The organism is Nocardioides sp., from assembly GCF_047606145.1.
GTDB lineage: Bacteria > Actinomycetota > Actinomycetes > Propionibacteriales > Nocardioidaceae > Nocardioides.
On the sequence record NZ_JASGET010000109.1, the window covers coordinates 26,422 to 40,684 of the forward strand.

The 14,263-nt window shown below is 71.0% G+C and carries 11 protein-coding genes; 1 reads left to right on the top strand and 10 read right to left on the bottom strand.

Features of this window, described 5'->3' with window-relative positions:
• Positions 1-177: 177 nt before the first annotated feature.
• Positions 178-1,446 (bottom strand): ROK family protein, encoded by a 1,269-nt coding sequence (locus QM638_RS13985; protein WP_415142688.1) that lies wholly within the window; start codon positions 1,444-1,446, stop codon positions 178-180.
• A 223-nt stretch (positions 1,447-1,669) separates the two neighbouring features.
• Here QM638_RS13985 and QM638_RS13990 point away from each other — a divergent pair, with 223 nt between their 5' ends.
• Positions 1,670-2,647: a TauD/TfdA dioxygenase family protein gene (locus QM638_RS13990; RefSeq protein ID WP_415142690.1), complete on the top strand. Its 978-nt coding sequence runs from the start codon at positions 1,670-1,672 to the stop codon at positions 2,645-2,647.
• Positions 2,648-2,786: 139 nt separating this feature from the next.
• Here QM638_RS13990 and QM638_RS13995 read toward each other — a convergent pair whose 3' ends face one another.
• From QM638_RS13995 to QM638_RS14035, 9 genes are all read right to left on the bottom strand, one after another.
• Positions 2,787-3,803 (bottom strand): polyprenyl synthetase family protein, encoded by a 1,017-nt coding sequence (locus QM638_RS13995; protein ID WP_415142692.1) that lies wholly within the window; start codon positions 3,801-3,803, stop codon positions 2,787-2,789.
• Positions 3,800-5,362, bottom strand: a complete 1,563-nt coding sequence (gene nuoN / locus QM638_RS14000; protein WP_415142694.1) for an NADH-quinone oxidoreductase subunit NuoN — start codon at positions 5,360-5,362, stop codon at positions 3,800-3,802. The genes QM638_RS13995 and nuoN overlap by 4 nt, the downstream gene beginning before the upstream one ends.
• A gap of 2 nt (positions 5,363-5,364) precedes the next feature.
• On the bottom strand, positions 5,365-6,870 hold the full coding sequence (locus QM638_RS14005) for a complex I subunit 4 family protein (RefSeq protein WP_415142696.1): 1,506 nt from the start codon (positions 6,868-6,870) through the stop codon (positions 5,365-5,367).
• A 106-nt stretch (positions 6,871-6,976) separates the two neighbouring features.
• Positions 6,977-8,884: an NADH-quinone oxidoreductase subunit L gene (gene nuoL / locus QM638_RS14010; protein ID WP_415142737.1), complete on the bottom strand. Its 1,908-nt coding sequence runs from the start codon at positions 8,882-8,884 to the stop codon at positions 6,977-6,979.
• The gene (nuoK, locus tag QM638_RS14015; RefSeq protein ID WP_415142698.1) at positions 8,881-9,183 is read right to left on the bottom strand and encodes an NADH-quinone oxidoreductase subunit NuoK; all 303 of its coding nucleotides are present in this window, start codon (positions 9,181-9,183) and stop codon (positions 8,881-8,883) included. The genes nuoL and nuoK overlap by 4 nt, the downstream gene beginning before the upstream one ends.
• The gene (locus QM638_RS14020) at positions 9,183-9,956 is read right to left on the bottom strand and encodes an NADH-quinone oxidoreductase subunit J (RefSeq protein ID WP_415142700.1); all 774 of its coding nucleotides are present in this window, start codon (positions 9,954-9,956) and stop codon (positions 9,183-9,185) included. Before QM638_RS14020 ends, nuoK begins: the two co-directional genes overlap by 1 nt.
• Complete coding sequence (nuoI, locus tag QM638_RS14025; protein WP_415142702.1) at positions 9,956-10,573, bottom strand: NADH-quinone oxidoreductase subunit NuoI; 618 nt, start codon at positions 10,571-10,573, stop codon at positions 9,956-9,958. The genes QM638_RS14020 and nuoI overlap by 1 nt, the downstream gene beginning before the upstream one ends.
• On the bottom strand, positions 10,570-11,907 hold the full coding sequence (gene nuoH / locus QM638_RS14030) for an NADH-quinone oxidoreductase subunit NuoH (protein WP_415142704.1): 1,338 nt from the start codon (positions 11,905-11,907) through the stop codon (positions 10,570-10,572). The genes nuoI and nuoH overlap by 4 nt, the downstream gene beginning before the upstream one ends.
• Positions 11,900-14,236: an NADH-quinone oxidoreductase subunit G gene (locus QM638_RS14035; protein WP_415142706.1), complete on the bottom strand. Its 2,337-nt coding sequence runs from the start codon at positions 14,234-14,236 to the stop codon at positions 11,900-11,902. Before QM638_RS14035 ends, nuoH begins: the two co-directional genes overlap by 8 nt.
• Positions 14,237-14,263: the final 27 nt, after the last annotated feature.

The window sequence follows — 14,263 nt, forward strand, 5'->3', positions numbered from 1 at the left end:
CCTGCGCTGCGGGTCGGGCGCGGGCACCGCGTCGACGAGGCGCCTGGTGTACTCCTCGCGCGGGTGGACGAAGACGGAGGGACGTGTTCATCGCATGTTCCTCTTCAACGGTGATAGGGCCCGAGACGGCTCGGTGGTGACGGGCGGCGATCGGCGGCACCGATCGAGCGCACAGCCTCAGGCGGAGGCACGACGAGCGGCGAGCGGGCGCACCACCGCGGCAGGCCCGGCGTTCGTCCTGGACGCGGACAGGCGGTGCTCACCGCGACGACTCGGTGCGCCCGGGGCCACCGCCATCGGGTCCTCGATGACCGGCGCCAGCCCCGCCGTGCAGGCCACGATCGCGTCGGAGGCATCGGCCCAGCCGAACTCGACCGGCACCGCAACGGTCGCACTGAACTCGCGGTAGGCCGCGATGATGTCGTCGCGGACCTCGGCGCATGCGGTGAAGGCCCGGCCGATGAGGACGACCCGGTCGGTGATCGCATCGGGCGTCATCATGATGTCGCGGGCCAGCGCCGCGACGTGGCCGAGGGCGCGGGCACGGTGACGGAGCTCCGCGAGCACCACCGGGTCGCCGGCGGACTCGTAGACCGACGCGACCCGTGGGGCCTCGATCGCCCGCCGGTGGAACAGGTGGCGCGCCAACGCCTCGTCGCCGGCGAGCGCCGTCAGGCAGCCGCTCCTGCCGCACGAGCAGAGCGGACCGGAATCGGATGGGAACGGATGGGGGAAGTGCTCCAGGCTCAGCGAGCGATGGAGCTCGACCCGCTCGGTGCGGTCGACGGTGGTGGTGATCCCGAAGGAGTCGGCGCCGTAGACGTAGAGCGCCGTTCCGACCGCGCCGTTCGCACGGTGCAGGAAGTCGGCTGCGGCGGTCGCGGCGATGTGGTCGGCGGCCCGCACCGGCAGTCCGGTGACCTCACGCACCTCGGCGGCCACGTCGAAGGAGTCCAGGCCGAGCGACACCCAGTCCCCCACCACGCCGACGGAGACCGGTTCGCGGCTCGACAGCCGGCCGAGCAGCGTCGCGGCGGCCCGGCTGAGCTGCTCGAGGTCTGGCCGCCGGGCGACGGGATGACCGACGGTGCCGTGGGCGAGGACCGCGCCGGTGAGGTCGCTGAGCGCGACGGTGGCGCGCTCGGCGCCGAGATGGAACCCGATGACGGCGTGCCGCTCGGTGTCGACCTCGACCCTGACCCCGGGCCGGCCGGTGGCGCCGGGACGTACGGCGGCCTCCGACTCCCGCAGCAGACCGGCCTCCACCATCGCGGTGACGGTGCGCCCGACCGTGGCGATGCTCAACCCGGTCCTGACCGCGATGTCGTCGCGACTGGCGATCCGATGGGAACGCACGTGCTCGAAGACCTGCGCGGCCGAGGCACCGGTGGCGTGCCGCATCACGGTGAGGGTCGGTCGCAGCCGGCGATCGTTGGCGCGGGTCATGAGCACCCTTTCTGACCTCGCAACGGGCAGTCGGAGTCGGCGAAGAACGTCGTTTAAAGACAAGTAAGTAACGTGACTAACGATATGTCACGTCCTCGCCGGCTCGGCACTTCTGCTCACCGTGAGCAAGCGGTTGCGCGCACAAAAGTGCAGGAGAATACTCGAATTACTGGACATCCGGCGCCGCCGCCTGCCGTGGCCCCACAGTGAAAGGAAGGTCCCCATGACCATCAGCCTCGACCGCGAACAGGGCGTCGACGCCTCGAGCATCACCGTCACGAAGCTGACCCACAACATCGGCGCACTCGTCGAGGGGGTCAAGCTGTCGGGAGATCTACCTGCGGAGACGGTCGCCGCGATCCGGGCCGCGATCCTCGAGCACAAGGTCGTCTTCTTCCACGACCAGTTCCTCGACGACGACGCCCAGATCGCCTTCGGCGAGCGGCTCGGCCCGCTGACCACGGCCCATCCGACGGTCAACACCGGCAGTGCCCGGGTGCTCTCGCTCAAGGCGACCCGCGGGATGGCGGCCAACTCCTGGCACACCGATGTCACCTTCGTGGACCGGCCACCGGCGTTCTCGATCCTGCGCGGCGAGACGGTTCCCGCCTACGGCGGCCACACCGCGTGGGCCAACGGCGCGACGGCGTACGACGCCCTGCCCGACCAGCTCAAGGCGCTCGTCGACGGGCTCTGGGCGCTGCACACCAACGAGTTCGACTACGCGCAGTACACCTCGCAGATCAAGCAGGCCGGCGAGGCGCCCGGGCTGCAGGACACCCCCGACGGCTCCAGCAACATCTTCAAGAGGAGCGACTTCCAGTCCTCGCTCTACAAGACCGAGCACCCGGTCGTGCGGGTCCACCCGGAGACCGGCGAGCGAGTCCTGCAGCTCGGACACTTCATCAAGAGCTTCATCGGCTTCAACGACAAGGAGAGCCAGATCCTCTTCAACCTCCTGCAGGACCGGATGACCAAGCTGGAGAACACGATCCGCTGGGCCTGGACGCCGGGTGACATCGCCATCTGGGACAACCGCGCCACTCAGCACTACGGCGTGGCCGACTTCGGTCTCAACCTGCGGGAGGTGCGCCGGATCACCGTCCAGGGTGACGAGATGGTCGCCATCGACGGTCAGCGCAGCCGCCTGGTCCAGGGCTCCTCGGACGTCTACAACCACCTCGACGAGCTGATCCGCTGACCCCGGTTCCTCGACCCCGGGTCACCGACCCGGACGGCCCGTCTCCCGCACCCGGAGGCGGGCCACTTCTCTTCCGCCGCTCCTCGACGCGATCCGGAACGCCCCGGGAGCGCGATGGGCGGTCGGGAGACGACTCCGCTCAGGAGGTGCGGACCGCCACCACGTCGGCGAACGCCTCCAGGGCGTCGCGGACCGGACCGGCCGGAAGGGCGGTGAGCAGGTCCTTGGCCTGGTGCGCACGACCGACGACGTACCTCCGGGCCTCGTCCATCGCCGGGTGGGCGCGCAGCAGTGCGAGGCACTCGGCGTGCGCCGCGTCGTCGGTGGCCAGGTCGCTCTCGAGCAGTTCCAGCAACCGGGCGTCCGCCGGGTCGGTGGAGCGCTTGGCCAGCAGCACCGGCAGCGTCGGCACTCCCTCACGCAGGTCGGTGCCGGGGGTCTTGCCCGACTCGCCGGTCTCCGAGGCGATGTCGAGGATGTCGTCGGAGAGCTGGAACGCGGTGCCGACGATGTCGCCGTAGGCGGTCAGCGCTCGCTCGATCTCGGGCGAGGCGCCGGCGAAGCGCGCGCCGTAGAGCGCGGAGGTGGCGATCAGCGCGCCGGTCTTGCCGGCCACCACCTCGAGATGGTGGTCGACCGGGTCGACGCCCGGCTCGGGATCGATCCCCTCCAGGATCTGCCCCTCGACCAGCTGGGCGAAGGTCTTGGACTGGATCCGGACCGCGTCGCGGCCCAGCTCGGCGGTCAGCTCCGAGCTGCGGGCGAAGAGGAAGTCCCCGGTGAGGATGGCGACGTGGTTGTCCCAGCGGACATTGGCGGAGTCCGCCCCGCGCCGTACCAGCGCCTCGTCCATCACGTCGTCGTGGTAGAGCGAGGCCAGGTGGGTGAGCTCGACGACGCAGGCGGCGGTGCGGACCTCCTCGGCGTCGGGGTTCGGCCCGGCCTCGGCGGCCAGCAGCACCAGCAGCGGCCGGAACCGCTTCCCGCCCGCCTCCAGCAGGTGCCTGGCGGCCTCGGTGACGAAGGTGGACCGGCTGCTCGCATGCCTGGCCAGGAGCTCCTCGACCCGCGCCAACTGGACCTTGAGACGCCGCTCGAGCCCGGGGTCGGTGATGGGCAGTGCCAGGTCGCCGGCGGAGGTCGGTGTGGTGCTCACCCGATGAATCTTCCCGCATTCTCCAGCAGATCGAGAATGGGGCCCGGTACGACGCCGAGCACCAGCGTGGCGGCGGCGCTCACCGCGATCACCGAGGAGGTCAGCAGCGACGGGGTCACCACCTGGGCCGGTTCGACGTCCTCCGGCGGCTCGGCGAAGAAGAGCAGCAGGATCACCCGGACGTAGAAGAAGACCGCGATGATGCTGGAGGCGATGGCGAAGACCACCACCGGCCACTGGCCGGCGGCGAGCGCGGTGGCGAAGACCGCCCACTTGCCGATGAAGCCCGCGGTCAGCGGGATGCCCGCCATCGACAGCAGGAAGAGGCTGAAGACGGCCGCCACCACCGGCGTACGGCGCCCCAGGCCGGCCCACCGGGCCAGCGACCCGGCCTCGCCGGCGCTGCTGCGCACCAGCGCGACCACCGCGAAGGCGCCGAGCGAGGCGACGCCGTACGCGGTGAGGTAGAAGAGCACCGCCTGGGTGGAGGTGAAGGTGCCGTCCCCGTCGTGCTCGCCGACGCCGAGCAGCCCGGTGAGCACGAAGCCGGTGTGCGCGACCGCCGAGTAGGCGAGCATCCGCTTGACGTCCGACTGCACCACCGCGAAGGTCGCACCGAGCAGCATCGTCGCGATGGCCACCACGCCCAGCGCCGGGCGCCAGGTGTCCACGTCGCCGGGCAGCGCGACGTAGAAGAGCCGCAGCAGCGCGCCGAACGCGGCGATCTTGGTGGCCGCCGACATCCAGGCGGTGACCGGGGTCGGCGCGCCCTGGTAGACGTCCGGGGTCCAGCTGTGGAACGGCACCGCGCCGACCTTGAACAACAGGCCGACCGAGATCAGGCCGGTGCCGAGCAGCAGCAGTCCGTGGTTGCCGCCCTCGGCCACCCGGTCGGCGATCCCGGTGAACGACATCGTCCCGGCGTATCCGTAGATCAGCGCGATGCCGTAGAGCAGGAAGCCGGAGGAGAAGGCGCCGAGCAGGAAGTACTTCACCGCGGCCTCCTGGGAGAGCAGCCGGCGGCGACGGGCGAGACCGGTGAGCAGGTAGAGCGGGAGGCTGAGCACCTCCAGCGCGACGAACAGCATCAGCAGGTCGCCGGCGACCGCGAACAGCATCATCCCGCCGACCGCGAACAGCATCAGCGGGTAGACCTCGGTGTGGTCGAGACCGCGGCTCGCGGCGGCCCGCTCGGCGCTGGTGCCGGGCAGCGCCGCCGCCTGACCGGCGAAGACGCTCACCCCTCCTTCGAGGCGGCGCTCGGCGAAGAGCAGCACCCCGCCCAGCGAGACGACCAGGATCAGACCCCACAGGTAGACCCCCGGGCCGTCCACCACCACCGCGCCCTCGCCGGTGACGGTGCCCAGCGCCGAGCCGGCGCCGACCGCGATGGTGCCGGCCAGCGCGACGGCGAGGCCGGCCGCGGTGAGCACCACCTGGACCGGATGGCGCCGGTCGCGGGGCGCGAACGCCTCCACGAGCACACCCAGACAGGCCACGCCGAGCACCACGAGCACCGGCCACAGCACGGCGTAGGAGATGGCTGGCTGGTCGAACATGCTCACTTCCCCTTCGCCCACACGTAGGTGATCGACTCGTTGCCGACCACCTGGTCCGCCAGCGGGTTGGCGGCGTGGAAGAGCGGCCGGGGATAGAACCCGAAGACCACCAGCGCCACGATCAACGGGGCCAGGATGCCGACCTCGATCCGGGTCAGGTCCCGGGCCGGAGCCCGCGATCCGGCTGCCGACCCATCCGCCGGCGAGCCGCCGCCCGCCGGCTCGTCCGGACCGGTGAAGGTCCGCTGATAGGTCAGCAGGATGTAGATCGCCGCCAGCACCACCGCCGTCACGGCGATCGCGCCGACGAACCAGTGGTAGTCGAACGCGCTGATGATCACCAGGATCTCCGAGACGAACTGGGAGAGTCCGGGCAGGCCGGCGGTGGCCAGGCCCGCCACCAGGAACAGTCCGGCGAGCACCGGCGTGTGCTTCTCCATCCCGCGGATCGCGCTGATCGAGGCGGTGCCCTTGCGTTGGATCAGGAACGCCGCCGCCAGGAAGAGGGCGGCGGTGGCGACACCGTGGTTGACCATGTACAAGATGGCACCGGAGGTGCCCTCGGTGGTCAGCGCGAAGATCCCGAGCGTGATGAAGCCGAAATGGCTCAGGCTGGTCAGGCCGATCAGCCGCAGCAGGTCGTCCTGGCCGATCGCCAGCACCGCGCCGTACACGATCGAGACCAGCGCCAGCGCCACCACCACCGGGGTCGCCCACCGGCTGGCGTCGGGGACCAGGCCGAGACAGAACCGGATCATCCCGAAGGTGCCGATCTTGTCCAGCACGCAGACCAGCAGCACGCTGGTGGCCGGGCTGGCCTGCTCGGTGGTGTCGGCGAGCCAGGTGTGCAGCGGGAAGAGCGGCGCCTTGACCGCGAACGCGACGAACATCGCCACGAAGATCCATCGCTCCGCGGTGGTCGACAGGTCCAGGTCGGCCAGGTCGCCGAGCAGGTAGGACGGCGAGCCCTGGCGGGCGGAGACGACGAAGAACCCGATCACCGCGCCCAGCAGCACCAGGCCGCCGCCGAGCTGGTACATCAGGAACTTCAGCGCCGCCTGCGAGCGGCGCGGCCCGCCGGCCGCACCGGCCCGGCCCGAGCCCGGCGAGCCGATCATGAAGTACGCCGGGATCAGCGTCGCCTCGAAGAAGACGTAGAAGGTGAACAGGTCCTGGGCGCAGAAGACCACCAGCGCGAACGCCTCCAGGGCGAGCGCCCAGGAGAACCAGCGCTGGCCGTGATCGCGCCAGGCGGCCACCATCACCAGCGGCACCAGGCCGACGGTCAGGAGCACCATCAGCCGGCCGAGACCGTCCAGGCCGAGCGCCCAGTGCACGCCGAGGGCCGCGATCCAGGTGTGGTCCTCCGGGTCGGCCGCGGCGCAGGCCACGATGCCCATCACCAGGGTGAGCAGGGCGAAGGCCAGCGCGACCAGCCGCCGGCGGGCGGGGACGGCGGCGGCGACCAGCGCGCCGGCGAAGGGGATCCCACAGAGCAGGGTCAGCATCCGCGGCTCCCCTTCGCCATGTCGTTCACTGGATCGTTCGGGTGGTCCGTGTCGTTCGCCGTGTAACCCGGTTGGGGAGCACGGCATGCGCATTCGAGGAGGGCGTTCACCAGTTCACCGCCAGCAGCGCGAGTACGACGACCAGCGAGCCGCCGAGGATGGAGAGCGCATAGCTCCGGACGTAGCCGTTCTGCGCCTTGCGCAGCTCGCCGACGATCGCGGCGATCGCGACCGGGCCACCGGACAGGGTGCCGTCCACGCCGTACCTGTCGATGCCCAACGCGCCCCGGGTGAGCGCGAGCCCCGGTGGCACCACCACGTCCTCGACGTGCGGGACCGGCAGATACGGCGTCGGCTCCTGGGTGACCCGGCGGCGCCCGATCAGCGCCCAGGCGAGCCCGACCCCGGCCGCCACCACCAGCACCGCGAGCACCGAGAGCAGCCACGCCGGCATCCCGCCGTGGTGCTCGGGCGCCTCACCGACGACGGGGCCGAGCCAGTTCGCGATCCAGTCGCCGACCAGCAACAGCCCGCCGAGCGCGGAGAGCGCGGCCAGCACCACCAGCGGACCGGTCATCACCCTCGGCGACTCATGCGGATGTCCGGTCCTCCCCAACGGCGAGTGCTCCCAGCGCTGGTCGCCGAAGAAGGTGAGCAGCATCAGCCGGGTCATGTAGAAGCCGGTGACGCCGGCGCCGATCAGCGCCAGCAGACCGACGTACCAGTGCTCGTCGAAGGCGACCTCGAGGATCTTGTCCTTGGACCAGAACCCGGAGAACCCGGGGAAGCCGATGATGGCCAGGTAGCCCATCGCGAAGGTCACGAAGGTGACCGGCATGACCCGGCGCAGCGCGCCGTAGTGCAACATGTCCACGTCGTCGCCCATGCCATGCATCACCGACCCGGCGCCGAGGAACATGTTCGCCTTGAAGAAGCCGTGGGTCAGCAGATGGAAGATGGCGAACGGATAGCCGGCCGGGCCGAGCCCGGCGGCGAGCATCATGTAGCCGATCTGGCTCATCGTGGAGCCGGCCAGGACCTTCTTGATGTCGTCCTTGACGCAGCCGATGGCCGCCCCCCACAGCAGGGTGACCACCGCGACCACGACGACCGCCGTACGCGCGTCGGGGGCGAGGTCGAAGACGAATCCGGAGCGCACCACCAGGTAGACCCCGGCGGTCACCATGGTGGCGGCGTGGATGAGCGCCGAGACGGGCGTGGGACCCTCCATCGCGTCCAGCAGCCAGGCCTGCAGCGGCACCTGGGCGGACTTGCCGCAGGCTCCGATCAGCAGCAACACGCCGAGCGCGGTGAGCCGGGACTCGCCGATGTCGCCGACCGCCTGGCTGATGGCCGAGAACGAGGTGGTGCCGAAGGTGGTGAAGCAGAGCGCGATCGCCAGCGACAGTCCCATGTCGCCGACCCGGTTCATCACGAACGCCTTCTTCGCGGCCGCGGCCGCGCTGGGCTTGTGCTGCCAGAACCCGATCAGCAGGTAGGAGGCCAGGCCGACGCCCTCCCAGCCGAGGAAGAGGCCCAGGTAGTTCTCCGCCAGCACCAGCATCAGCATCGCGGCCACGAACAGGTTGAGGTAGGCGAAGAACCGGGTCCGGCGTTCGTCGTGGGCCATGTAGCCGACCGAGTAGAGGTGGATCAGACCGCCGACACCGGTGATGAGCAGCAGGAACAGCCCGGAGAGCTGGTCGAAGAGCAGGTCCATGCCGACATCGAGGCTGGGTGTCTGGATCCAGGTGTAGACGTGCTGCACGACCTGCCGGCCGGACTCGTCGCGGCCCAGCGCGGTCGCGAAGAGCACCACGCTGAGCACGAACGAGCAGCCGACCAGCGCGGTGGCGAGCCAGTGCCCGAACCGGTCGATGAGCCGGGGCGCGAACGGGCGGCCGACCAGCAGGATCGTGGCGCCGGCCAGCGGGAGTGCGATCACCAGCCAGAGCAGATCGAAGACCCCGGTGGCAGCGACCGGGTCGACCACCGCGAGCGTCGCCGGGCTCACCACTTCAGCTGCCTGGGCTCGTCGAGGGAGGTGGTGCCCCGGGTACGGAAGACGGTCATGATGATGGCCAGCCCGACCACCACCTCGGCGGCGGCGACCACCATCACGAAGAAGGCCATCACCTGGCCGTCGAGGTTGCCGTTCGCCTTGGCGAAGGCGACCAGTGCCAGGTTGGCCGCGTTGAGCATCAGCTCCACGCACATGAACACCACGATCGCGTTGCGCCGGACCAGCACCCCGACGCAGCCGATGGTGAACAGGATCGAGCTGAGCACGACGTACGGCGTGACGCTGTCCATCACTCCTCCTCCGTCCCGGGAGCGGTCGACGGGCCGCCCGAGTCCGGCAGGTCCGGCAGGTCCGGCAGGCCGCCCGACTCCCCCGGTCGTACGCCGCCCAGCAGAGCCGGCACCGAGGTCGGTGCCGGAGTGCCGTCGGGCAGCAGCGCCGGCACGTCGTTGGCGTTGTGCAGCGCGGTGGTGCCCGGCGGCGGCAGCGGGCCGAGGTGCGCGCCGGTGGCGGCGTAGGCCTGCACCCGCCGCCGGGCCAGGTCGGCCTGGGTCGGCTTCGGCGCCAGCCGCTCCTTGTGGGCCAGCACCATCGCCCCGATCGCCGCGGTGATCAGCAGCGCCGAGGTCGCCTCGAAGCCGAGCACGTAGCGGGAGAAGAGCAGGTCGGCGAGGTTCTCGATGTTGCCGCCCGCGTTCGCCGAGCCGAGCCCCTGCATGGTGCCGAGCGAGGCCTGCACCACGCCGACCACCAGCACCACCCCCAGGATCAGCCCGAACAGGCCGGCCAGCAGCCGCTGTCCGGCGATGGTCTCCTTGAGCGACTCGGTGGCGTCCACCCCGACCAGCATCAGCACGAAGAGGAAGAGCATCAGGATCGCGCCGGTGTAGACGACGATCTGCACCGCGAACAGGAACGGCGCGTCCAGGCTCGCGTAGAGCATCGCCAGCCCGATCATCACCACCGCCAGGCACAGCGCGGCGTGCACCGCCTTGGTGGAGAAGAGCAGTCCGAGTGCGGCCAGGGTGAGGATCGGCGCCAGGATGACGAACGTCGCCTCCATCAGTCCTCCCCTCTCCTCACCAGGGTCTCGGGGGCGTAGTAGTCCTGCTCGTCGTCCCCGAGCCGCATCGGATGCGGCGGCTGCTCCATGCCCTCCTCGAGCGGGGCGAGCAGGTCGGACTTCTCATAGATCAGCTTCTCCCGGGAGTCGTCGGCGAGCTCGTAGGAGTTCGTCATCGTCAGCGCGCGGGTGGGGCAGGCCTCGATGCACAGGCCGCACAGGATGCAGCGCAGGTAGTTGATCTGGTACACCCGGCCGTACCGCTCACCGGGCGAGAAGCGCTGGGAGTTGCCGTCGGCATCCGGCTCGTCGCTGTTGTCGGCGCCCTCGACATAGATCGCATCCGCCGGGCACGCCCAGGCGCACAGCTCGCAGCCCACGCACTTCTCCAGCCCGTCGGGGTGCCGGTTGAGCTGGTGCCGGCCGTGGAAACGGGCCGCGGTCGGCTCCTTCTGGCGCGGGTACTGCTCGGTGACGGGCTTCTTGAACTGGGTGGCGAAGGTGACCCCGAAACCCGCCACCGGGTCCCAGAACTGCTCCTTGAGACTGCGCGGCTCCGACTGATCGTCTCCACGGTCAGCGCGGGGATCGGGCTCCCCGCCGGTGATCTGGCTCATGACGCCTCCTGTCGGGTGGCGGGCTGTCGGGCGCCGGGCAGGACCTCGGCTCCGCCGCCGGGGCCGAAGGTGAGCGGCCGAGCCGCCCCGCGGACCGCGCCGCCGGCCGGCATCGCCGGGGTCGGGAAGGCGGTGCCGGGACCGTCGCCGGTCGGTGCGCTCGCCTCGGTGAGGAAGGCGCCGGCCTGCTTCAGCGGCGTGCGCAGCGCCGCACCGATGACGACCGCGCTCAGGCACACGCCGATGGCGAAGGTCGGCCAACGCGGGTCGAAGTCGCCCTGGATGCCCGCCATCCGCAGCACCGCGACCACCACGATCCAGACCAGGGAGCACGGCAGCAGCCGCTTCCAGCCCAGTGCCATGAACTGGTCGTAGCGCAGCCGGGGCAACGAGCCACGCAGCCAGATGAAGATCCAGATGAAGAAGAGCACCTTGCCGAAGAACCACAGCAGCGGCCAGTAGCCGGTCTCGGCGCCGGACCAGGCGCGATCGATCCAGAACGGCGCATGCCAGCCGCCCAGGAAGATGGTGGTCGCCAGCGCCGAGACGGTGGCCATGTTGATGTATTCGGCGAGGAAGAACAGGGCGAACTTCAGCGAGGAGTACTCGGTGTGGAAGCCGCCCACCAGCTCGCCCTCGGCCTCCGGCAGGTCGAACGGCGCCCGGTTGGTCTCGCCGACCATCGAGACGCAGTAGATGACGAAGCTGGGCAGCAGCAGCGCGCCGTACCACCAGTCCTGCTGGCCGGCGACGATCTCGCTGGTCGACAGGCTGCCGGAGTAGACCAGGACCGCCACCAGCGCGAGCCCCATCGAGACCTCGTAGGAGATCATCTGGGCGCTGGAGCGCAACCCGCCGAGCAGCGAGTACGTCGAGCCCGAGGCCCACCCACCGAGCACGATGCCGTAGATGCCGATGCTCGAGATGGCCATCACGAACAGCACCGCCACCGGCAGGTCGGTCAGCTGCAGCGGCGTGTGCTGCCCGAAGAGGTCCACGACCGGGCCGAACGGGATCACGCTGAAGGCCACGAACGCCGGCACGGTGGCGATCACCGGGGCGACCACGAAGACCACCCGGTCCGCCTTGGTCGGCGTGACGTCCTCCTTGAGCGCCAGCTTGACCCCGTCGGCGAGGCTCTGCAGCAGCCCGAACGGGCCGTGCATGTTGGGCCCGACGCGGTGCTGCATCCGCGCCACCACGCGCCGCTCCCACCAGATGTTGAACAGCGTCAGCAGGACCAGGACGACGAAGACCAGCAGGACCTTGATCACGACGATCCACCACGGGTCGTGCCCGAAGGCGGCGAGGTTCTCGCTGAGCTGCTCAGACATCGGCGGCCTCCACGTCGACGCGGGATCCGGGCGAGGCCAGGTCGGCGAGCACGCCGCGGCCGAAGCTGTTGCTCGGCAGCCACACCGTGCTCTCGGGCAGGTCGGCCGGCGCGGCCGGCAGCGTCCAGCTGCCGCGGTCGCCGATGACCGTCACCGTGGCGCCCAGGCGCTGGTAGTCGTCGGCGGCGAGGAGTACGACGGCCGGGCGGGCGGTCGCGGCCAGGGCCTTGTCTCCCCCCTGCAGCCGCCCGTTGTCGAGCATGAGCTTCCAGGTGGCGAGCCGGTAGGGACGAGGGGTCTCGATACGCTCGCTGGCGCTCGCTACTCGACCCACGCCCTCATCGCTGGCGCTCGCCGGCCGACCGACGCTCCCATCGCTGGCGCTCGCCGCCCGACCCACGCCCTGGCCACCGGCACCCGCCGGCCGACCGACGCTCTCCTCGCTGGTCGAGTAGCCCTCGCGAGGAACGAGCGCGGGCGTATCGAGACCGCGGGCCGCGGCGTACTCCTTGGTGATGTGGTCGAGGATCTGGGCGTCGGAGAACGAGGCGGGCCTGTCGAAGACCCGCTCGAAGTGCCGTGCGCGTCCCTCCCAGGTCAGGAAGGTCCCGGCCTTCTCGGCGACCGTGGCCACCGGCAGGATCACGTCCGCGGCTCGGGACACCTCGCTGGCGGAGAGCTCCAGGCTGACCACGAAGTCGGCCGCCGCCAGCGCCCGGCGGAAGGCCGCCGGATCGGCGGTGTCGTCGGGATCCACGCCGCCGACCAACAGACCGTCGATCTCCCCCGCGACGGTGGCCTCGACGATCTGGTCGGCGTCGCGGCCGTCGACCGGCAGCAGGCCGGCCTCGATCGCACCGCGGTCGCCGGCCCGCCGTGGGATCCAGGCGAGCCTGGCGCCGGTGCGCGCGGCGAGCGCGACCGCCGCCGGGAGCCCGCCCGGAGAGATGGCCAGCCGCTCGCCGGCCAGGATGATCGCGTCCGGTGGCAGCTCGATCCCGTCGAGCGCCGCCGCCTCCTCGCCAGGGGCCGTCCGGACCAGGGTGGCCGAGAGCTTGCCGCTGCCGCGGCTGAGGAACGGCGCGATCGTGGTGACGCTCAGCCCGCCGGCCACCGCCTTGCGCAGCCGCAGGAAGATCGTGCCGGCCTCGTCCTCCGGCTCGAAGCCGACCAGCAGGACCACCGTCGCGGTGTCCAGGTCGGCGTAGGTGACGCCCGTAGCCGCGCCGGCGACGTGCTCGGCCAGGAACCCGGTCTCCTCGGCCGACAGCGGCCGGGCCCGGAAGTCCCGGTCGGCGGTGTGCAGGACGTCGCGGGCGAAGCCGGCGTACGCCCGGGCGTCCTCGAGGGTGAGCCGACCGCCGGTCAGCACCGCCGTCCGCCCGGCCGCGGCCAGTCCGCGGGCGGCCAGGGCGAAGGCCTCCGGCCAGGCGGCCGGGCGGAGCTCGCCGTCCTCGCGGACCCAGGGGTGGGTGAGCCGGTCCGGCGCGACGGCGTACCGGAAGGCGTAGCGGTCCTTGTCGCTGATCCACTCCTCGTTGACCGCCGGGTCGTTGCCGGCCAACCGGCGCAGCACCTTGCCGCGGCGGTGGTCGATCCGGATGGCGGCCCCGCAGGCGTCGTGCTCGGCGATGCCGGGCGTGGAGACCAGATCGAAGGGGCGGGCCCGGAACCGGTACTCGGCGCTGGTCAGGGCGCCGACCGGACAGATCTGGATGGCGTTGCCGGAGAAGTACGACGAGAACGGGGCGTCCTCGGCGATGCCGATCTGCTGCTCGGCGCCGCGCTCGACCAGCGCGATGAACGGGTCGCCGGCGATCTCCGCGGCGAACCTGGTGCAGCGCTGGCACACGATGCAGCGCTCCCGGTCGAGCAGCACGTTGGCCGACAGGCTGATCGGCTTGGGGAAGGTCCGCTTGACCCCGCCGGAGTCGGCGAACCGGGACTCGCCCTGGCCGTGCGACATCGCCTGGTTCTGCAGCGGGCACTCTCCGCCCTTGTCGCAGACCGGGCAGTCGAGCGGATGGTTGACCAGCAGGAACTCCATGATCCCCTGCTGCGCCTTGACCGCGGTGGCGTTGGCGGTCTGCACCACCATGCCCTCGGCGACCGGGATGGTGCAGGAGGCCTGCGGCTTGGGGAACCCGCGGCCGTTGCCGGCGTCGGGGATGTCGACCAGGCACTGCCGGCAGGCGCCGACCGGCGCCAGCAGCGGGTGGTCGCAGAAGCGTGGGATCTCGATCCCCATCCGCTCGGCGGCCCGGATGACCAGGGTGCCCTCGGGCACGGTGACCTGCTCGCCGTCGATGGTGAGGGTGACATCACTCATCGGCTGCCTCCCGGCGGTTGGCTGGCC

Bases quoted from the DNA above. Each gene is read 5' to 3' on its own strand.
- QM638_RS13985 (WP_415142688.1), bottom strand. From the start codon at position 1,446: ATGACCCGCGCCAACGATCGCCGGCTGCGACCGACCCTCACCGTGATG.
- QM638_RS13990 (WP_415142690.1), top strand. From the start codon at position 1,670: ATGACCATCAGCCTCGACCGCGAACAGGGCGTCGACGCCTCGAGCATC.
- nuoN (WP_415142694.1), bottom strand. From the start codon at position 5,362: ATGTTCGACCAGCCAGCCATCTCCTACGCCGTGCTGTGGCCGGTGCTC.
- QM638_RS14005 (WP_415142696.1), bottom strand. From the start codon at position 6,870: ATGCTGACCCTGCTCTGTGGGATCCCCTTCGCCGGCGCGCTGGTCGCC.
- nuoK (WP_415142698.1), bottom strand. From the start codon at position 9,183: ATGGACAGCGTCACGCCGTACGTCGTGCTCAGCTCGATCCTGTTCACC.
- QM638_RS14020 (WP_415142700.1), bottom strand. From the start codon at position 9,956: ATGGAGGCGACGTTCGTCATCCTGGCGCCGATCCTCACCCTGGCCGCA.
- nuoI (WP_415142702.1), bottom strand. From the start codon at position 10,573: ATGAGCCAGATCACCGGCGGGGAGCCCGATCCCCGCGCTGACCGTGGA.
- nuoH (WP_415142704.1), bottom strand. From the start codon at position 11,907: ATGTCTGAGCAGCTCAGCGAGAACCTCGCCGCCTTCGGGCACGACCCG.
- QM638_RS14035 (WP_415142706.1), bottom strand. From the start codon at position 14,236: ATGAGTGATGTCACCCTCACCATCGACGGCGAGCAGGTCACCGTGCCC.